Origin of the sequence: Amaricoccus macauensis (assembly GCF_014201905.1) — a bacterium.
Classification (GTDB): Bacteria; Pseudomonadota; Alphaproteobacteria; order Rhodobacterales; family Rhodobacteraceae; genus Amaricoccus; species Amaricoccus macauensis.
Genome location: NZ_JACHFM010000002.1, coordinates 759,468 through 776,651, shown reverse-complemented (window position 1 = coordinate 776,651; position 17,184 = coordinate 759,468). Strand labels below are relative to the sequence as shown.

At 68.8% G+C, this 17,184-nt stretch carries 19 protein-coding genes; all 19 read left to right on the top strand.

Going from position 1 to position 17,184, the window contains the following annotated elements:
- Positions 1 to 72: 72 nt before the first annotated feature.
- The 19 genes from HNP73_RS11200 to HNP73_RS11110 all read left to right on the top strand — a co-directional run bounded on the left by HNP73_RS11200 (position 73) and on the right by HNP73_RS11110 (position 17,163).
- On the top strand, positions 73 to 2,373 hold the full coding sequence (locus tag HNP73_RS11200; protein WP_184148991.1) for a bifunctional salicylyl-CoA 5-hydroxylase/oxidoreductase: 2,301 nt from the start codon (positions 73 to 75) through the stop codon (positions 2,371 to 2,373).
- A gap of 4 nt (positions 2,374 to 2,377) precedes the next feature.
- Positions 2,378 to 3,130: an SDR family NAD(P)-dependent oxidoreductase gene (locus tag HNP73_RS11195; protein WP_184148988.1), complete on the top strand. Its 753-nt coding sequence runs from the start codon at positions 2,378 to 2,380 to the stop codon at positions 3,128 to 3,130.
- A complete protein-coding gene (locus HNP73_RS11190; protein WP_246399726.1) occupies positions 3,127 to 3,606 on the top strand; it encodes a MarR family winged helix-turn-helix transcriptional regulator in 480 nt (159 codons plus the stop codon). The genes HNP73_RS11195 and HNP73_RS11190 overlap by 4 nt, the downstream gene beginning before the upstream one ends.
- Complete coding sequence (locus HNP73_RS11185) at positions 3,603 to 4,394, top strand: enoyl-CoA hydratase family protein (RefSeq protein WP_184148985.1); 792 nt, start codon at positions 3,603 to 3,605, stop codon at positions 4,392 to 4,394. The genes HNP73_RS11190 and HNP73_RS11185 overlap by 4 nt, the downstream gene beginning before the upstream one ends.
- Positions 4,394 to 5,560, top strand: coding sequence for an acyl-CoA dehydrogenase family protein (locus HNP73_RS11180; protein WP_184148982.1), 1,167 nt, complete (start codon positions 4,394 to 4,396; stop codon positions 5,558 to 5,560). The genes HNP73_RS11185 and HNP73_RS11180 overlap by 1 nt, the downstream gene beginning before the upstream one ends.
- A complete protein-coding gene (locus HNP73_RS11175; RefSeq protein ID WP_184148979.1) occupies positions 5,557 to 6,006 on the top strand; it encodes a cupin domain-containing protein in 450 nt (149 codons plus the stop codon). Before HNP73_RS11180 ends, HNP73_RS11175 begins: the two co-directional genes overlap by 4 nt.
- Complete coding sequence (gene kynA / locus HNP73_RS11170) at positions 6,003 to 6,851, top strand: tryptophan 2,3-dioxygenase (protein WP_184148977.1); 849 nt, start codon at positions 6,003 to 6,005, stop codon at positions 6,849 to 6,851. The genes HNP73_RS11175 and kynA overlap by 4 nt, the downstream gene beginning before the upstream one ends.
- Positions 6,852 to 6,882: 31 nt before the next feature.
- Entirely contained in the window at positions 6,883 to 8,505 is a 1,623-nt protein-coding gene (locus HNP73_RS11165; RefSeq protein WP_184148974.1) for an AMP-binding protein, read from the top strand.
- 25 nt (positions 8,506 to 8,530) lie between these two features.
- On the top strand, positions 8,531 to 9,679 hold the full coding sequence (locus HNP73_RS11160) for an ABC transporter substrate-binding protein (RefSeq protein WP_184148971.1): 1,149 nt from the start codon (positions 8,531 to 8,533) through the stop codon (positions 9,677 to 9,679).
- A 182-nt stretch (positions 9,680 to 9,861) separates the two neighbouring features.
- Complete coding sequence (locus tag HNP73_RS11155) at positions 9,862 to 10,773, top strand: branched-chain amino acid ABC transporter permease (protein WP_184148968.1); 912 nt, start codon at positions 9,862 to 9,864, stop codon at positions 10,771 to 10,773.
- Between the two features lie 2 nt (positions 10,774 to 10,775).
- Positions 10,776 to 11,756 carry a branched-chain amino acid ABC transporter permease gene (locus HNP73_RS11150; protein WP_184148965.1) on the top strand — a complete coding sequence of 327 codons (981 nt, stop codon included), beginning with the start codon at positions 10,776 to 10,778 and terminating at the stop codon, positions 11,754 to 11,756.
- Positions 11,749 to 12,501: an ABC transporter ATP-binding protein gene (locus tag HNP73_RS11145; RefSeq protein WP_184148962.1), complete on the top strand. Its 753-nt coding sequence runs from the start codon at positions 11,749 to 11,751 to the stop codon at positions 12,499 to 12,501. Before HNP73_RS11150 ends, HNP73_RS11145 begins: the two co-directional genes overlap by 8 nt.
- Entirely contained in the window at positions 12,498 to 13,196 is a 699-nt protein-coding gene (locus HNP73_RS11140; RefSeq protein ID WP_184148960.1) for an ABC transporter ATP-binding protein, read from the top strand. The genes HNP73_RS11145 and HNP73_RS11140 overlap by 4 nt, the downstream gene beginning before the upstream one ends.
- A gap of 2 nt (positions 13,197 to 13,198) precedes the next feature.
- Positions 13,199 to 13,630 carry an acyl-CoA thioesterase gene (locus HNP73_RS11135; protein WP_184148957.1) on the top strand — a complete coding sequence of 144 codons (432 nt, stop codon included), beginning with the start codon at positions 13,199 to 13,201 and terminating at the stop codon, positions 13,628 to 13,630.
- The gene (locus HNP73_RS11130; RefSeq protein WP_184148954.1) at positions 13,627 to 14,016 is read left to right on the top strand and encodes a RidA family protein; all 390 of its coding nucleotides are present in this window, start codon (positions 13,627 to 13,629) and stop codon (positions 14,014 to 14,016) included. Before HNP73_RS11135 ends, HNP73_RS11130 begins: the two co-directional genes overlap by 4 nt.
- Positions 14,017 to 14,147: 131 nt before the next feature.
- Positions 14,148 to 14,933: a molybdate ABC transporter substrate-binding protein gene (gene modA, locus HNP73_RS11125; RefSeq protein WP_184148951.1), complete on the top strand. Its 786-nt coding sequence runs from the start codon at positions 14,148 to 14,150 to the stop codon at positions 14,931 to 14,933.
- Positions 14,934 to 14,951: 18 nt separating this feature from the next.
- Positions 14,952 to 15,653 carry a molybdate ABC transporter permease subunit gene (gene modB, locus HNP73_RS11120; RefSeq protein ID WP_184148948.1) on the top strand — a complete coding sequence of 234 codons (702 nt, stop codon included), beginning with the start codon at positions 14,952 to 14,954 and terminating at the stop codon, positions 15,651 to 15,653.
- On the top strand, positions 15,650 to 16,789 hold the full coding sequence (gene modC, locus HNP73_RS11115; RefSeq protein ID WP_184148945.1) for a molybdenum ABC transporter ATP-binding protein: 1,140 nt from the start codon (positions 15,650 to 15,652) through the stop codon (positions 16,787 to 16,789). Before modB ends, modC begins: the two co-directional genes overlap by 4 nt.
- A gap of 29 nt (positions 16,790 to 16,818) precedes the next feature.
- Positions 16,819 to 17,163 (top strand): winged helix-turn-helix domain-containing protein, encoded by a 345-nt coding sequence (locus HNP73_RS11110; RefSeq protein ID WP_184148942.1) that lies wholly within the window; start codon positions 16,819 to 16,821, stop codon positions 17,161 to 17,163.
- Positions 17,164 to 17,184 lie beyond the last annotated feature (21 nt).

Genomic DNA, 17,184 nt, shown 5'->3' with positions numbered 1-17,184 from the left:
AGCTTCATGCTTGAAATATACCGGACGAATCGGGTAGGGTGCCGGTAACGAATAGCGGGGAGGAAGCGGACGATGCGGGTCGCGTGCATTGGCGGTGGGCCAGCGGGCCTCTATTTCGCCATCTCGATGAAGCTCCGGGATCCGTCCCACGAGGTCGTCGTCTTCGAGCGCAATCAGGCGGACGACACCTTCGGCTGGGGCGTGGTCCTCTCCGACGAGGCGCTCGGCAACCTCGCGAAGAACGATCCGGTCAGCGCCGCGTCGATCCGCGAGAACTTCGCCTACTGGGATGACGTCGCGGTCGAGTTCAAGGGCGAGCGCATCGTCTCGGGCGGCCACGGCTTCTGCGGCATCGGCCGCATGAAGCTTCTGCTGCTGCTTCAGGCCCGCGCCCGGGAGCTGGGCGTCGACCTGCGCTTCCAGAACGACATCCCGGTCGAGCAGATCGAGGCCCTTGCCGCCGAGTACGACATCGTCGTCTCGTCCGACGGCCTGAACTCGCGCACCCGCACGCTCTATGCCGAGCACTTCAAGCCTGACGTCGACGTGCGCAAGTGCAAGTTCGTCTGGCTCGGCACGAAGCAGAAGTTCGAGAACGCCTTCACCTTCATCTTCAAGGAGACGGACAAGGGCTGGCTCTGGGCGCACGCCTACCAGTTCGACGCCGACACCGCGACCTTCATCGTCGAGTGCACCGAAGAGACGTGGAACGCCCACGGCTTCGGCGACATGACCCAGGACGAGTCGATCGCCACCTGCGAGGCGATCTTCGCCGACGAGCTTGGCGGCCATCCCCTCATCTCGAACGCGAGGCACATCCGTGGCTCGGCGTGGATCAACTTCCCCCGCGTGCTCTGCGAGAAGTGGTCCTACAAGAACGTCGTCCTGATGGGCGACGCCGCCGCCACGGCGCATTTTTCCATCGGTTCCGGCACCCGCCTCGCGCTCGACTCGGCGATCGCGCTTGCGACCTACCTCCACGCCGAGCCGACGCTCGAAGCTGCCTTCGCGCAGTATCAGGACGCCCGCCGCCTCGACGTGCTGCGCCTCCAGTCGGCGGCGCGGAACTCCATGGAGTGGTTCGAGGAGATCGAGCGCTATTTCCACCTCGACCCGGTGCAGTTCACCTATTCGCTCCTCACCCGCTCGCAGCGCATCAGCCACGAGAACCTGCGCCTGCGCGACGAGGACTGGCTGAACGGCGCGGAGGCATGGTTCCAGCGGGAGGCCGGCGCCAGCCCGGACACGGCGACCCGCCACCCGATGTTCGCGCCGTTCCGCCTGCGCGGCATGGAGCTGAAGAACCGCGTCGTCGTCTCGCCGATGGCCCAGTACAAGGCGAAGGACGGCGTGCCGACCGACTGGCATCTCGTCCACCTCGGCGAGCGGGCCAAGGGCGGCGCCGGGCTCGTCTACACCGAGATGACCTGCGTGACGCCCGAGGGCCGCATCACCCCCGGCTGCCCCGGCACCTACAGCCCGGAAGCCGAGGCGGCGTGGACGCGCATCGTCGATTTCGTCCACCACGAGACTGACGCGAAGATCTGCATGCAGATCGGCCACGCCGGCGCCAAGGGCTCGACGCAGGTCGGCTGGGAGGAGTCCGACACGCCGCTCCGGGACGGCAACTGGCCGCTTCTCTCGGTTTCCGACGTCGCGTGGTCCACGGACAACGCCACGCCGAAGGCGATGGACCGCGCCGACATGGACCGCATCCGCGACGCCTTTGTCGACGGCACAAAGATGGCCGAGCGCTGCGGCTTCGACATGATCGAGCTGCACATGGCCCACGGTTATCTGCTGTCGTCCTTCATCACGCCCCTCACCAACACCCGCACTGACGAATACGGCGGCAGCCTCGAGAACCGCATGCGCTACCCGCTCGAGATCTTCCGGGCCGTCCGTGCCGTCTGGCCGGAGGACAAGCCGATCTCCGTGCGCATCTCGGCGAACGACTGGGTGGGCGAGGACGGTATCACGCCGTCGGAGGCGGTCGAGATCGCCCGGATGCTGCGCGCCGAGGGCGTCGACATCTGCGACGTTTCCGCCGGCCAGACCTCGGTCCGCGCGAAGCCGGTCTACGGCCGCATGTTCCAGACGCCGTTCTCCGACCGGATCCGCAACGAAACCGGCATGGCGACCATGGCGGTCGGCAACATCTACGAGCCCGACCACGTGAACTCGATCCTGATGGCCGGCCGCGCCGATCTCGTCTGCCTCGCGCGTCCGCATCTGACCGATCCCTACTGGACGCTGCGCGCCGCCGGCAGCCTTGGCGACCGGGCCGAGAAGTGGCCCGATCCCTATCTGCCCGGCCGTGACCAGCTCTGGCGTCTCGCCGAGCGCACCGACACCATGCTGGGCAAGGTCTGAGGCCATGATGCTCGCGGGCAAACACGCACTGGTCACCGGCGGCGGCAGCGGCGCGGGCGCGTCCATTGCCCGCGCGCTGGCGGGCGCGGGGGCGAACGTGACGATCGCAGGCCGTAACGCCGAGGCGCTCGCCTCGGTCGCGGGCACCGAAATGCGCTACGTCACCGGCGACGTGACGCGCCCCGACGAGGTGGCCGCGATGTTCGAGGCCGCCGCCGACGGCTGGGGCGCGCCGCAGATCGTCGTGGCGAACGCCGGCAGCGCCGCGAGCCGGCCGTTCCTGAAGACCAGCCCGCAAGACTTCGCGGCCATGGTCGAGCTGAACCTCGGCGGGGTCTTCGCCACCTGGCAGGAGGGCCTCGCGCCCATGCTCGATGCCGGTTGGGGGCGCCTCATCGCCATCGCCTCGACGGCGGGCCTCAAGGGCTATCCCTATGTGGCGGGCTACTGCGCGGCGAAGCACGGCGTCATTGGCCTCACCCGGGCGCTTGCGCTCGAAACCGCCCGGAGCGGCGTCACCGTCAACGCGATCTGCCCGGGCTACATGCTGACTCCGATGCTGGAGCGCTCGATCGAGACCATCATGGCGAAGACCGGCCGCTCGCGGGCCGAGGCCGAGGCGCCGCTTCTGGCCGCCAACCCGCAGGGCCGCTTCGTCGAGGTGGACGAGGTCGCGGCGGCTGTCCTCTGGCTCTGCTCGGAGACCGCCGTCTCGGTGACCGGACAGGCCATCTCGATTTCGGGAGGCGAGACATGACCATGATCGAGCGTCCCGAGGTCGATCTCGCCCTGTCGAAGGCGCGGCTCCGGCTCTGGCTGCGCCTGCTCGGTGTCGCGCGGCTGGTCGAGAGCGAGTTGCGCGAGCGTCTGCGCGGGCTCGAGTCCACCCTGCCACGCTTCGACGTGATGGCGGCACTGCACCGCGCGCCCGACGGGCTGAAGATGACCGAACTCTCGAGCGTGCTGCGCGTCTCGAACGGCAACGTCACCGGCATCGTCGACCGGCTGGAACAGGAGGGCCTCGCCACCCGCACGCCCGTCGAGGGTGACCGGCGCGCGCTGCTCGTCCGCCTCACGCCCGCCGGGGTCGAGAGCTTCGCGGTCCTTGCGGCCCACCACGAGGCATGGGTGAACGAACTCCTCGGCGACGTGACGCGCGAGGAAGCCGATCACCTGAACGAGCAGCTGCAGGTTGTTCGTCACCACCTGATGCACCCGGAGACCAAAGCATGAGCCAGCACTTCCGCCTCGAGACGAAGGACCGGATCGCCCACGTGTCGCTCGACCGCCCGGACCGCAAGAACCCGCTGACGTTCGAGAGCTATGCGGCGCTGCGCGACTGGTTCCGTGGCCTTCCCTACGACGACACCATCGACGTGGTGGTCTTCGGCTCGAACGGCGGCAACTTCTGCTCGGGGGGCGACGTCCACGACATCATCGGGCCGCTGATCGGCCGCGACATGAAGGGGCTGCTCACCTTCACCCGCATGACCGGCGATCTGGTGAAGGCGATGCTCGCCTGCCAGAAGCCGATCATCGCCGCGGTGGACGGCATCTGCGTCGGCGCCGGCGCGATCGTCGCCATGGCGTCGGACCTGCGCATCGGCACGCCGGAGGCAAAGACCGCGTTCCTCTTCACCCGCGTCGGCCTTGCCGGCTGCGACATGGGTGCCTGCGCCATCCTGCCCCGGATCATCGGTCAGGGCCGGGCGGCGGAACTGCTCTACACCGGCCGGGTGATGACCGCCGACGAGGCCGCCGCATGGGGCTTCTTCAACCGCCTCGTCCCGGCCGCCGAGCTTGAGGCCGAGGCGCTGACCCTGGCGGGGCGCATCGCCAAGGGTCCGACCTTCGCCCACATGATGACCAAGACCCAGCTCAACCAGGAATGGTCCATGTCGCTGGAGCAGGCGATCGAGTCCGAGGCGCAGGCGCAGGCGATCTGCATGCAGACCGAGGATTTCTCCCGCGCCTACCACGCGTTCGTCGCGAAGGGGAAACCGGTGTTCGAGGGCAACTGATGGCAGACCTGAGCTTTCTCGACTGGCCATTCTTCGAGCCGCGCCATCGCGCGCTGGCGCTTGATCTCGACACGTGGGCGAGTGCGAACCTCCGCCACGTGGATCACGCCGACACCGACGCCGCCTGCCGCGAACTCGTGGACATGCTCGGGCGCGGCGGCTGGCTCCTGCACTCGGCCATTGATCCGGCCGATCCGCGCGCCCTCGATGTGCGCACGCTCTGCCTGATCCGCGAAACGCTGGCGCGCCACGACGGTCTCGCCGACTTCGCCTTCGCCATGCAGGGCCTCGGCACCGGCGCGATCTCGCTCTTCGGCACGCCCGAGCAGCAGGCCCTCTGGCTGCCCGAGACCCGCGCGGGCCGCGCGCTCACCGCCTTCGCGCTGACCGAGCCGCAGTCGGGCTCCGATGTCGCGGCCACCGCCACCACCGCGACCCGCGACGGCGACGGCTACGTGCTCAGCGGCGAGAAGACGTGGATCTCGAACGGTGGCATCGCCGATCTCTACGTGGTCTTCGCGCGCACCGGCGAGGCACCGGGCGCCCGCGGCCTCTCGGCCTTCCTGCTGCCCGCCGATGCTCCCGGGCTCGTCATCGCCGAGCGGCTGGAGACGATCGCCCCGCACCCGCTGGCGCGCCTCCGCTTCGATGACATCCGCCTGCCCGCCTCGGCGCTGATCGGCAAGGCGGGCGACGGCTTCAAGATCGCCATGTCGACGCTCGATGTCTTCCGCTCGACCGTCGCCGCCGCCGCGCTCGGCTTCGCCCGCCGCGCGCTCGACGAGACGCTCGACCGCGCCACCGGCCGCCAGCTCTTCGGGGCGCCGCTTGCCGATCTCCAGATGGTTCAGGGCCACATCGCCGACATGGCCCTCGACGTCGACGCCGCCGCCCTCCTCACCTACCGCGCCGCCTGGGCGAAGGACTCAGGTGCCCCGCGCGTCACCCGCGAGGCGGCAATGGCCAAGCTCTACGCCACCGACCGCGCCCAGTCGGTCATCGACAAGGCCGTCCAGCTTCACGGCGGCGACGGCGTGCGCAAGGGCGCGATCGTGGAAAGCCTCTATCGCGAGATCCGCGCGCTCAGGATCTATGAAGGCGCCTCGGATGTGCAGAAGGTGGTGATCGCGAGACAGACCCTCGCAAACCATGGAGCAACGGCATGAAGTACCTGCAGGGCGGCATCACCCGGAACGGCGAAGGCATCGAGGGCACCGAGTGGAACATCCTCGGCCAGCGCTACTTTCCCAAGGCGACCTGTGCCTCGACCTTCGCCTTCGAGACGAACAGCGAACCCGGCCAGTTCGTCCCGGTCCACATCCACCCGCACCAGGACGAGTTCATCCTCGTGCAGGAGGGTCAGCTCGAGGTGAAGCTCGACGGCGAATGGCAGACCGCGCGCGCGGGCGATCTGGTGCGCATGCCCCGCGGCGTGCCGCACGGTTACTTCAACAAGTCCGACGCGCCCGCGCGCGCCCTCTTCTGGGCATCCCCCGCCGGCCGCCTGCGCGAGCTCTTCGAGGCGCTGCACGAGATGACCGACATCCCCTCGATCGTCGCGGCCTCCGCCGAGCACGACGTGAAATTCCTGCCGCCCGAGGCCAACGAATGACACCGGCATCGGGGTATGAGCGCGCCGCCGGGACCGAAGGCGAGGCCGAGACCGACTTCTCGGAGCGGATGTCCTATGGCGACTATCTCGGCATCGACCTGATCCTCGGTGCCCAGCATCCCCTGTCGTCCGCGAATGACGAGCTGCTCTTCATCATCCAGCACCAGACCTCCGAACTCTGGATGAAGCTCGTCATCCACGAACTCTCCACCGCCCGCGCGGCCATCGCCGAGGACCGGCTCGAAGAGGCGCAGAAGCTCCTCGCCCGCGTCTCGCGGATCTTCGAGCAGCTGAACAACGCCTGGGACGTCCTGCGCACCATGACGCCCGCCGACTACACCGAGTTCCGCGACGCCCTCGGCCAGTCCTCGGGCTTCCAGTCGGCCCAGTACCGCCAGATCGAATACATCCTCGGCAACCGCAACCGCGCGATGCTCGCGCCCCACGCGCACCGCCCCGACACGCTCGCGGTGCTCGAGGCCGAACTCGCGCGGCCCGACCTCTACGCCACCGTCCTCGCCGCCGTCGCCCGCGCCGGTCTCGCGGTTCCCGCCGGGGCAACGGCGCCCCATGAGGGGCGCCGCACCGCCGACCCCGCCATCATCGCGCTCTGGCAGCAGGTCTACCAGGCGCCACGAACCCACTGGCCGCTCTACGAACTCGCCGAAAAGCTGATCGACCTCGAGGACTACTTCCGCCGCTGGCGCTTCAACCACGTCACGACCGTCGAACGGGTGATCGGGCTGAAGCGTGGCACCGGCGGCACCGGCGGCGTCAGCTACCTGCGCCGGATGCTCGACGTCGTGCTCTTTCCCGAGCTCTGGGACGTGCGCACCACCCTCTGACCGCTCCCCCCCCGATCCGCGGAGACGAACGATGCTAGGACCGACCGCCCACACCGACACCTTCGCCCGCGACAACCTGCCGCCGTTCGCGGAGTGGCCGGTGATCGACCTGACCGGGTTCGAGTATCCCGAGCATCTGAACGCCGCGGTCGAACTCACCGACCGCATGGTCGAGCAGGGTTTCGGCGACCACGTGGCGCTGATCGGCAACGGCCGCCAGCGCACCTACAAGGAACTCGCCGACTGGACGAACCGCATCGCCCACGCCCTCGTCGAGGACTACGGCGTGCAGCCCGGCAACCGCGTGCTGATCCGCTCCGCCAACAACCCGGCGATGGTGGCCGCCTGGCTCGCCGCCACCAAGGCCGGCGCCGTCGTCGTCAACACCATGCCGATGCTGCGCAGCGGCGAGCTGACGAAGATCGTCGACAAGGCCGAGGTCACCATCGCGCTCTGCGACACGCGGCTGATGGACGAGTTGATCGCCTGCGCCAAGGAGAGCCGGTTCCTCGCGAAGGTGATCGGCTTCGACGGCACCGCCAACCATGACGCCGAACTCGACCGTGCCGCCCTTCGCAAGTCGGTCCGCTTCGAAGCGGTGCAGACCGGGCGCGACGACGTGGCGCTGCTCGGCTTCACCTCCGGCACCACCGGCCAGCCGAAGGCCACGATGCACTTCCACCGCGACCTGCTCATCATCGCCGATGGCTACGCGAAGGAAGTCCTGTCAGTGACGCCGGAGGACGTCTTCGTCGGCTCGCCGCCGCTCGCCTTTACCTTCGGCCTCGGCGGGCTCGCGATCTTCCCGCTCCGCTTCGGCGCCGCCGCGACGCTGCTCGAGACCGCCTCGCCGGAGAACATGATCGAGATCATCGAGACCCACCGCGCGACGATCTGCTTCACCGCGCCGACCGCCTACCGCGTCATGCTGAAGGCGATGGACGAAGGCGCCGATCTCTCGTCGCTGCGCTGCGCGGTCTCGGCAGGCGAGACGCTGCCCGCCCCGGTCTACGACGAGTGGCTGGCCAAGACCGGCAAACCGATGCTCGACGGCATCGGCGGCACCGAGATGCTGCACATCTTCATCACCAACCGCTTCGGCGACAGCTTCCCCGCCTGCACCGGCCGGCCGGTCACCGGCTACCGCGCGAAAATCGTCGATGGCGACATGAACGAGGTGCCCCGCGGCACCGCCGGCCGTCTCGCGGTACAGGGCCCGACCGGCTGCCGCTACCTCGCCGACAGCCGCCAGACGGTGTTCGTCCGCGACGGCTGGAACCTCACCGGTGACACCTTCTCGCAGGACGAGAACGGCTATTTCCACTTCTCCGCCCGCAACGACGACATGATCCTGTCGTCGGGCTACAACATCGCCGGCCCCGAGGTCGAGGCCGCGCTTCTCGCCCACGAGGACGTGCTCGAATGCGCCGTGATCGGGATCGCCGACGCCGAGCGCGGCATGATCGTCCAGGCGCATGTGGTCCTCGCACCGGGCGTGCCGCACACGCCGGAGACCGCGAAGCTCCTGCAGGACCACGTGAAGGCGACGATTGCCCCCTTCAAGTACCCCCGCTCGGTGGTATTCGCAGATACGCTGCCCAAGACAGCGACCGGCAAGATCCAGCGCTTCGCGCTGCGCACTGCCACGCACTGAACGACCGACAAGGAGGAACAAGACCATGAAACGCATCCTGACCACCGCTGCCCTCGCCGCAATTCTCGCGGCCTCCACCGCCACCGCCGCCCCGCTCAAGGTCGGGTTCATCTCCACGCTCTCGGGCGGCGGCGCCGGCCTCGGTATCGACGCCCGCGACGGCTTTCTTCTCGCCCTGAAGCAGGCCGGCGACGCGGGCTCGGAGATCACCGTCATCACCGAGGATGACCAGCAGAAGCCCGAGATCGGCGTCCAACTCGCCGACAAGATGATCCAGTCCGACAAGGTCGACATCCTGACCGGCATCATCTTCTCGAACATCGCGCTCGCGGTCGTGCCCGCGGCGGTGAAGCAGGACAAGTTCTACCTGTCGGTGAACGCCGGCCCGTCGCAGCTCGCCGGCAAGGGCTGTGATCCGAACTACTTCAACGTCGCCTACCAGAACGACAACCAGCACGAGGCGATGGGCGAGTACTCGAACACCCTCGGCTACAAGAACGCCTTCATCCTCGCGCCGAACTATCCGGCCGGCAAGGATTCCCTCAACGGCTTCAAGCGCTTCTACAAGGGTGAGCTCGCGGGTGAGAACTACGTGAAGCTCGGCCAGACCGACTTCGCCGCCGAGATCGCCCAGATCAAGGCGTCCGGCGCGGACAGCGTCTTCTTCTTCCTTCCCGGCGGCATGGGAATCTCGTTCATCAAGCAGTTCTCGAACGCCGGCACCGGCCTGCCGATGATGGGCCCGGGCTTCTCGTTCGATCAGGATGTGCTTCCGGCCGTCGGCGACGCCGCCCTCGGCGCCCACAACGCCGCCCAGTGGTCGCCCGACCTCGACAACCCGGCCAACAAGGCCTTCGTCGAGGCGTTCGAGGCCGAGTACAAGCGCCTTCCCTCGGTCTATGCGAGCCAGGGTTACGACACCGCGCTCCTCATCCTCTCGGCGCAGGCCAAGGCCGACATCGCCGACCATGACGCCTACCACGCGGCGCTGAAGGCGGCCGACTTCCCGACGGTGCGCGGCAGCTTCAGGTTCGGCAACAACCAGCATCCGATCCAGAACTTCTACGCCCGCGAGGTGGTGAAGCGCGACGACGGTGTCGTCACCAACAAGATCGTCGGCACCGCGTTCGAGGATCACGTGGACGCCTACGCCGCCGAGTGCCCGATGAAGTGACGATCCGCCGGAAGGCGCCGTTCACGCGGGAAGATGCCTCTGCCGTCCGGCTGGAAGGCGTTAACCACCCCGCCACAGGGCGCCTTCCCTGCCGGGCCAACCGGTGCCACCCTCGAAACCGGGGGCGCTGCGCCGTTAACCAGTTAACCACGACGCAGCCAACCGCTTGAGGCTTCCCCCGCATGACCGCGACCCTTCTCATCGAGCAGCTGCTGAACGGTCTCCAGTTCGGCACCATGCTGTTTCTCATGGCCGCCGGCCTGACGCTGGTCTTCGGCGTCATGGGGCTCATCAACCTCGCCCACGGCAGTCTCTACATGGTCGGCGCCTTCGCGGCCGCGACGGCGGCGGCCGCGACCGGAAACTTCCTCTTCGCCCTCGTCGCGGCGCTGGCCGCCGCGGCGCTCGCGGGCGCGCTCATGGAGATGCTGGTCCTGCGGCGCCTCTACCGGCGCGATCACCTCGATCAGGTGCTGGCGACCTTCGCGCTCATCCTGATCTTCTCCGAGGGGACGCGCTGGGTCTTCGGCTCCTTCCCGCTCTATCTCGACGTGCCGAAGGCGCTGGCGGGCACCGTGCGCATCGGCTCGCTGTCCTATCCCGCCTACCGTCTCGCGATCATCGTCATCGGCGTCACGACGGCGATCGGCCTCTGGGCGCTGATCAACCGCACCCGCCTCGGCGTGCAGATCCGCGCCGGCGAGGCCGACCGCGAGATGATCGCCGCTCTCGGCATCGACATTGCCCGGCTTTATACCATCGTCTTCGCCCTCGGTGCGGCGCTCGCCGGGCTCGCGGGCGCGCTGATCGGCCCGATCCAGTCGGTGCAGGTCGGCATGGGCGAGCCGGTGCTCATCATGGCCTTCGTCGTCGTGGTGATCGGCGGCATCGGCTCGATCAAGGGCGCGCTCGCCGGCGCGATCCTCGTCGGCGTCACCGACACCCTCGGGCGGTTCCTGCTGCCCGTGCTTCTCGGCACCGTCATGGAGCCCTCCGCCGCCACCGCCGTCGGCTCGGCCCTCGCCTCGATGTCGATCTACATCCTGATGGCGCTGATCCTCGTCTGGCGCCCCACCGGCCTCATGGGGAGCTGACGATGACCCGGGAATCCCTGCTCAACATCGCCGTGCTCGCCGGCTTTCTGGCGGTCGCGATCATTGCCAGCCTCTCGGGCCAGCCCTACCTCGTCACGCTGGCGACCAAGGCCGTGATCCTCGGCCTTGCGGGCGTCGGGCTCAACCTCGCCCTCGGCTACGGCGGCCTCGTCTCCTTCGGCCACGCCGCCTTCTTCGGCATCGGCGGCTACGCGGCCGGCATCCTCGCCTCCGCCGCGCAGAACTACGAGCCACTGATGACCTGGCCCATGGAGCTCGCCGGCACCACGTCGATGCCGATCATCTGGGCCACCGCCGTCATCGCCGCGGGCCTCATCGCCCTGCCGATCGGCGCGCTGTCGCTCCGCACCGGCGGCGTCCACTTCATCATGATCACCCTCGCCTTCGCCCAGATGATCTACTACTTCGCGATCTCCTGGCCGGCCTATGGCGGCGAGGACGGGCTCTCGATCTACGTCAGGAACAGCCTCGGCGCCCTCGACACGATGGACCCGCTCACCTTCTTCCTGATCGCCTTCGCGCTTCTGCTCCTCGTGCTCGCGCTCACCTTCATGGCGACCCGCGCCCGCTTCGGCCTCGCCCTCGCCATGGCGCGGCAGAACCCGCTCCGCCTCACGTCCATGGGCGTGCGCCCGTTCCGCGTCCGCCTCGCGGCGTTCGTCCTCTCGGCGATGGCCGTGGCGCTCGCGGGCGCGCTCTACGCCGATCTCAACCGCTTCGTCTCGCCCTCCATGCTGTCGTGGCAGATCTCGGGCGAACTCATCGTCCTCGTCATCCTCGGCGGCGTCGGGCGGCCGCTCGGCCCGGTGATCGGCGCGGCGATCTTCGTGCTGCTCGAAGCCTGGCTCGGGCATCTCACCGACTACTGGCAGTTGCCCCTCGGCCTCGTCCTGCTTCTCGTCGTGCTCTTCGCGCGCGGCGGCGTCATCGGCCTTCTGACCGGGAGAAACGCCAATGCCTGACCCGATCCTGAAGATCACCGGCCTCGAGAAGTCCTTCGGCGCGCTCAAGGCCACCAGCGGCGTCACCCTCGACCTCTTCCCGGGCGAGATCCACGCGCTCATCGGCCCGAACGGTGCCGGCAAGTCGACGCTCATCAAGCAGATCGTCGGCGAGATCCCCCAGGACGCGGGCACCATCGCTTTCGAGGGACAGGCGATCGACCACCTCGACGCCGCCGACCGCGCCCGCATCGGCCTCGCCCGCACGTTTCAGGTCAGCCAGATCGCGCCCGAGCTTTCGGCGCTGAAAAACGTCATGCTGGCCGTGGAGGCGCGGCAGGGCCGGGTCTTCCGCTTCTTCCGCCCGGTCTCGCGCGATCTCGCCCTGACCGACGCGGCGATGGCCTTCCTCTACGATGCAGGGCTCGGCGAGCGGGCGACCATGCGCGCCGCCGATCTCAGCCACGGTGAGCGCCGCCAGCTCGAATTCGCCATGGCGCTCGCCATGAAGCCGCGGGTCTTCCTGATGGACGAGCCGATGGCCGGCCTCTCGCCCGACGGCTCGAAGCGGATGACGGCGTTTCTCTCCGACCTGCGCCGCACCGCGCCGATCCTGCTGGTCGAGCACGACATGGAAGCCGTATTCGCGCTCGCCGATCGTATTTCCGTCCTGGTCTACGGCCGGGTCATCGCCACCGGCACCGTCGCCGAGATCCGCGCGAACCCGGACGTCAGGACCGCCTATCTGGGAGACGAGGCCGCATGAAGACCCTCCTCGATCTCAAGGGCGTCACCGCGTTCTACGGCGCGAGCCAGGCGCTCTTCGGCGTCGATCTCGACGTGGCCGAGGGCGAGGTCGTGGCGCTCATGGGCCGCAACGGCATGGGCAAGACCACGACCGTGCGCACCGTCTCGGCGCTCCTGCGGCCCCGCGAGGGCGCGATCACCTTCGCCGGCCACGCCACGCGAGGCATGGCGATCCACCGGGTCGCGCGCCTCGGCATCGGCCTCGTGCCCGAGGGGCGGCGCTGCTTCGCGCCGCTCAGCGTCGAGGAAAACCTCACCGCCGCCGCCCGCGCCTCCGACCGGCCCGGCGGCTGGACCCAGACCCGCGTCGAGGCGCTCTTTCCCCGCCTCGCCGAGCGCCGCAGCCAGCGGGCCAGCACGCTCTCGGGCGGCGAACAGCAGATGCTCGCCATCGGCCGGGCGCTGATGACGAACCCGCGCCTCCTCGTCCTCGACGAGGCGACCGAGGGCCTCGCCCCGGTGGTGCGTCAGGAGATCTGGGCGGCAATCCACCAGCTCAAGGGCGACCTCGCGATCCTTGTCATCGACAAGACCCTGAAGGAACTCCGGCAGGTCGCGGACCGCTGCTTTCTGATCGAACGGGGACGCACCGTCTGGACCGGCGAGCCCGCGGCGCTTACGCCCGAGTTGACCGACCGTTATCTCGGAGTCTGACGATGGCCTTCACCACCACTCACACGGTGCGCTTTCAGCACTGCGACCCCGCGGAGATCGTGTTCTATCCGCGCTACTACGAGATGCTGAACGCTACCATCGAGGAATGGTTCGACACCCGCCTCGTCTGGAGCTTCGCCGAGATCCACGGGCCGATGGACCGCGGCGTGCCGACCGTCGCCCACGAGACGGTGTTCCTGAAGCCGTCCCGCCTCGGCGAACGGCTCGACTTCACCCTCACGCCCACGCACATCGGCGGCTCGAGCGTCAAGCTTCTCGTCGAAGTCACCTGCGACGGCGAGCCCCGGGTCCGCTTCAACACCACGCTCGTCTGGTTCGCGAAGTCGGACGGACGTCCGCGCCCGTGGCCGGACGAACTCAGAGCGGGCATGACCCGCGAAATGACCCTCGAAACTGAAGGAGACGCCCGATGATCGAGACCATCCAGCCCGAGGGGTGGGCGAAGCCGAAGGGCTATTCCAACGGCCTGCTGGCGGACGGCCGGCTCTATATCGGCGGCCAGATCGGTTGGAACGCCGAGCAGAAGTTCGAGCACCACGATTTCATCGGCCAGATGGAGCAGGCGCTCGCCAACATCGTCGCAATCGTCCGCGCCGCCGGAGGCGATGCGCACAACATCACCCGGCTCACCTGGTACGTGACTGACAAGAAGGCCTACCTCGACGCGCAGCGGGAGGTTGGCGACGCCTATCGACGCGTCATGGGCCGGCATTTCCCGGTGATGACCATGGTGGTGGTGGCGGGGCTGATCGAGGACGAGGCGCTGATCGAGATCGAGGCGAGCGCCGAACTCGGCTGACCCTCCGGCACCTTTGGCCGACAGCGATGCAGGTCGTTCTCTCTTCCTTTGCTATGTATATCCGGATACATCGGTTCTCCGGGCAGGCGCATTCGGCGCCCGCCCGGACTGGAATTCACCGGAGCACCGAGATGTTCGACCGAAGCATTCGCACCCTCAGGAGCGCTGTTGCCGGCCTCTCCCTCGCGGCCCTGCTCGCCGTTCCGGCAGCCGCGGCTGACGTGACCGTCTTCGCGGCGGCGAGCCTGAAGAACGCCCTCGATGAAGTCGCGACCGCATGGAAGGCCGAAACCGGCAAGGAAGCGGTGATGTCCTATGCCGCCAGTTCGGCGCTCGCCAAGCAGATCGAGGAGGGCGCGCCGGCCGACCTCTTCATCTCGGCCGACGTGCCGTGGATGGACTATCTCGTCGAACGTGACCTCGTGAGGAAGGACACCGTCGTCCAGCTTCTCGGCAACCGGCTGGTCCTCGTCGCCCCCGCCGACGCGGACGCGAAGATCGAGATCGGCAAGGACTTCGACCTTCTCGGCGCCCTCGGTGACGGGCGGCTCGCCATGGGTCAGGTCGACTCGGTGCCGGCCGGCAAGTACGGCAAGGAGGCGCTGACCTCGCTCGGCGTCTGGGATCAGGTCGAGGGCCATGTGGCTCAGGCAGAGAACGTCCGCGCCGCCCTCGCGCTCGTCGCGACCGGCGAGGCGCCGTTCGGCATCGTCTACGAGACCGACGCCAACTCCGAGAAGGCGGTGAAGATCGCCGGCGTCTTCCCCGAAGACAGCCACGCGCCGATCATCTACCCTGCCGCCGTGACCGCCGAGGCCAAGAGCGCGGACGCGGGCGCGTTGATGGACTTCCTGCGCACCGAAAAGGTGTCCGAGCTGTTCACGAAGCAGGGCTTCACGGTCCTTTCGGCCCACTGACACGAAGGGACGCGCGGCATGGAGTGGCTGGGCCTCAGTCCGAATGAGTGGACCGCGGTCCGTCTCTCCCTGCGCGTCTCCGTCTGGGCGACGCTCGTCAGCCTGCCGTTCGGCATCGCCGTGGCGTGGCTTCTCGCGCGGCGGGAGTTTCCCGGCAAGGCGGTGGTGAACGGCCTTGTCCACTTGCCCCTCATCCTGCCGCCGGTCGTCACCGGCTATGTCCTGCTCCTGACCATGGGGCGGCGCGGGCCGATCGGCAGCTTCCTTGACGAGCATTTCGGCATCGTCTTCGCGTTTCGCTGGACCGGCGCGGCGCTCGCCTGTGGCGTCATGGCGTTCCCGCTTCTCGTCCGCTCGATCCGGCTCTCCATCGAGGCGGTCGACCGGCGGCTGGAGGCCGCGGCCGCGACGCTCGGCGCGAGCCCGATCCTCGTCTTTCTCACCGTGACGCTGCCGCTGGTGCTGCCCGGCATCATCGCCGGCATGATCCTGACCTTCGCGAAGGCCATGGGCGAGTTCGGCGCGACGATCACCTTCGTCTCGAACATCCCCGGCGAGACCCAGACCCTGCCCTCGGCGATCTACACCTATACGCAAGTCCCGGGCGGCGGCGCCGGGGCGCTGCGGCTCACGCTCGTGTCGGTGGCGATCGCCATGGCGGCGCTGCTTGCCTCCGAGCTGCTCGCCCGACGGATCAGCCGCAGCATGGACCTCGCATGACGCTCGTCGTCGACGTCTCCCGGCGCCTCGGCGCCTTCAATCTCGATGCCCGCTTCGAGACCAGCGGCCGGCTGACCGCGTTCTTCGGCCACTCCGGCTCCGGCAAGACCACGCTCATCAACCTCATCGCCGGGCTGGAGCGTCCCGACCGGGGCCGGATCGAGATCGACGGACGCACCCTCGTGGACACCGACGAGCGGGTCTTCGTGCCGACGCACCGGCGGCGCATCGGCTACGTCTTTCAGGACGCGCGGCTCTTTCCCCACCTGACCGTGCGCCAGAACCTCGCCTACGGCCGGCTGCTCTCGCCACGCGCCGACCGCTGGGCCGACATCACCCGCATCATCGAGCTCCTCGGCATCGGCCACCTCCTCGACCGCCGCCCCGCCCGGCTTTCAGGCGGCGAGAAGAGCCGCGTCGCCGTCGGCCGCGCGCTCGCCGCCAGCCCGCGGCTTCTCCTCATGGACGAGCCTCTCGCCGCCCTCGACGAAGACCGCAAGGCCGAGATCCTGCCCTTCGTCGAACGCCTGCGCGACGAGCTCGGCATCCCCGTCGTCTACGTCAGCCACGCCATCGCCGAGGTGGCGCGCCTCGCCACCGACGTCGTCCTGCTCGCCGGCGGCCGGGCGGTCGCCAGCGGCCCGGCCGACGAAGTGCTCGCCCATCTGGAGCTTTCGCTGCCCGAGAGCCGCGACGAGACCGCCGCCCTCGTCGAGGTGGTGCTCGAAGGCCGCGACCCGGACTTCGGCCTCAGCCTCCTGCGCTCCCCGGCCGGCCTCTGGCGCGTGTCGCGCCTCGACGCCCCGACCGGCGCGCGGCTGCGCGTGCGGGTGCGCGCCCGCGACGTCATGCTCGCCCTCGACCGCCCGACCCGGATCAGTGCGCTCAACGTCTTCGCCGCCACCGTGCTCGGCGTGACCGAGACATCCGACGCTCCCGACGCGCTCGTCGACCTCGACGCCGGCGGCGACCGCCTCGTTGCCCGTGTCACCCGCCAGACCGTCGCGACCCTCGGTCTCGCCCCCGGCGTCCCGCTCTGGGCGATCGTCAAGGCGGTGAGCCTCGACGGAACTGCGGCACCCGGCCGCGCACCGCTTTCCGGCCTTGCGCCCACCGGTCCGATCGCGCGATCGTGACGGCAGTCAGTATGGGGAGGCAGCCTCGTATGCCCGGCTCGCTCAGCCTTCGCATCGACCTCGAAGCCAACGGGCGCATCGGCCCGGGCAAGGTCTCGCTTCTGGAACAGATCGCGGCATACGGCTCGATCTCGGAGGCCGCGCGCCAGATGGGCATGTCCTACAAGCACGCCTGGTCGCTGGTCGAAGACCTGAACAAGCTGTTCCGCAAACCCGTCGTGGCCGCCAAGAAGGGCGGCCAGCGCGGCGGCGGTTCGGAACTGACGCCCCTCGGCCTTGCGATCGTCACGCGATACCGCGCCATCGAACGCGCCGCGGAGACCGCCGCCGTCCCGCACATCGAAGCTCTCCGCCGGGAAATCGAAAGCGAGTGAGCGGCCGCCCCGACGAGCGGC

Coding starts and splice junctions, on each gene's coding strand:
- HNP73_RS11195 (WP_184148988.1), top strand. CDS start 2,378: ATGATGCTCGCGGGCAAACACGCACTGGTCACCGGCGGCGGCAGCGGC.
- modA (WP_184148951.1), top strand. CDS start 14,148: ATGTTCGACCGAAGCATTCGCACCCTCAGGAGCGCTGTTGCCGGCCTC.
- HNP73_RS11155 (WP_184148968.1), top strand. CDS start 9,862: ATGACCGCGACCCTTCTCATCGAGCAGCTGCTGAACGGTCTCCAGTTC.
- HNP73_RS11160 (WP_184148971.1), top strand. CDS start 8,531: ATGAAACGCATCCTGACCACCGCTGCCCTCGCCGCAATTCTCGCGGCC.
- HNP73_RS11110 (WP_184148942.1), top strand. CDS start 16,819: ATGCCCGGCTCGCTCAGCCTTCGCATCGACCTCGAAGCCAACGGGCGC.
- HNP73_RS11180 (WP_184148982.1), top strand. CDS start 4,394: ATGGCAGACCTGAGCTTTCTCGACTGGCCATTCTTCGAGCCGCGCCAT.
- HNP73_RS11150 (WP_184148965.1), top strand. CDS start 10,776: ATGACCCGGGAATCCCTGCTCAACATCGCCGTGCTCGCCGGCTTTCTG.
- HNP73_RS11130 (WP_184148954.1), top strand. CDS start 13,627: ATGATCGAGACCATCCAGCCCGAGGGGTGGGCGAAGCCGAAGGGCTAT.
- HNP73_RS11145 (WP_184148962.1), top strand. CDS start 11,749: ATGCCTGACCCGATCCTGAAGATCACCGGCCTCGAGAAGTCCTTCGGC.
- HNP73_RS11190 (WP_246399726.1), top strand. CDS start 3,127: ATGACCATGATCGAGCGTCCCGAGGTCGATCTCGCCCTGTCGAAGGCG.
- HNP73_RS11175 (WP_184148979.1), top strand. CDS start 5,557: ATGAAGTACCTGCAGGGCGGCATCACCCGGAACGGCGAAGGCATCGAG.
- HNP73_RS11135 (WP_184148957.1), top strand. CDS start 13,199: ATGGCCTTCACCACCACTCACACGGTGCGCTTTCAGCACTGCGACCCC.
- modB (WP_184148948.1), top strand. CDS start 14,952: ATGGAGTGGCTGGGCCTCAGTCCGAATGAGTGGACCGCGGTCCGTCTC.
- modC (WP_184148945.1), top strand. CDS start 15,650: ATGACGCTCGTCGTCGACGTCTCCCGGCGCCTCGGCGCCTTCAATCTC.
- kynA (WP_184148977.1), top strand. CDS start 6,003: ATGACACCGGCATCGGGGTATGAGCGCGCCGCCGGGACCGAAGGCGAG.
- HNP73_RS11140 (WP_184148960.1), top strand. CDS start 12,498: ATGAAGACCCTCCTCGATCTCAAGGGCGTCACCGCGTTCTACGGCGCG.
- HNP73_RS11200 (WP_184148991.1), top strand. CDS start 73: ATGCGGGTCGCGTGCATTGGCGGTGGGCCAGCGGGCCTCTATTTCGCC.
- HNP73_RS11165 (WP_184148974.1), top strand. CDS start 6,883: ATGCTAGGACCGACCGCCCACACCGACACCTTCGCCCGCGACAACCTG.
- HNP73_RS11185 (WP_184148985.1), top strand. CDS start 3,603: ATGAGCCAGCACTTCCGCCTCGAGACGAAGGACCGGATCGCCCACGTG.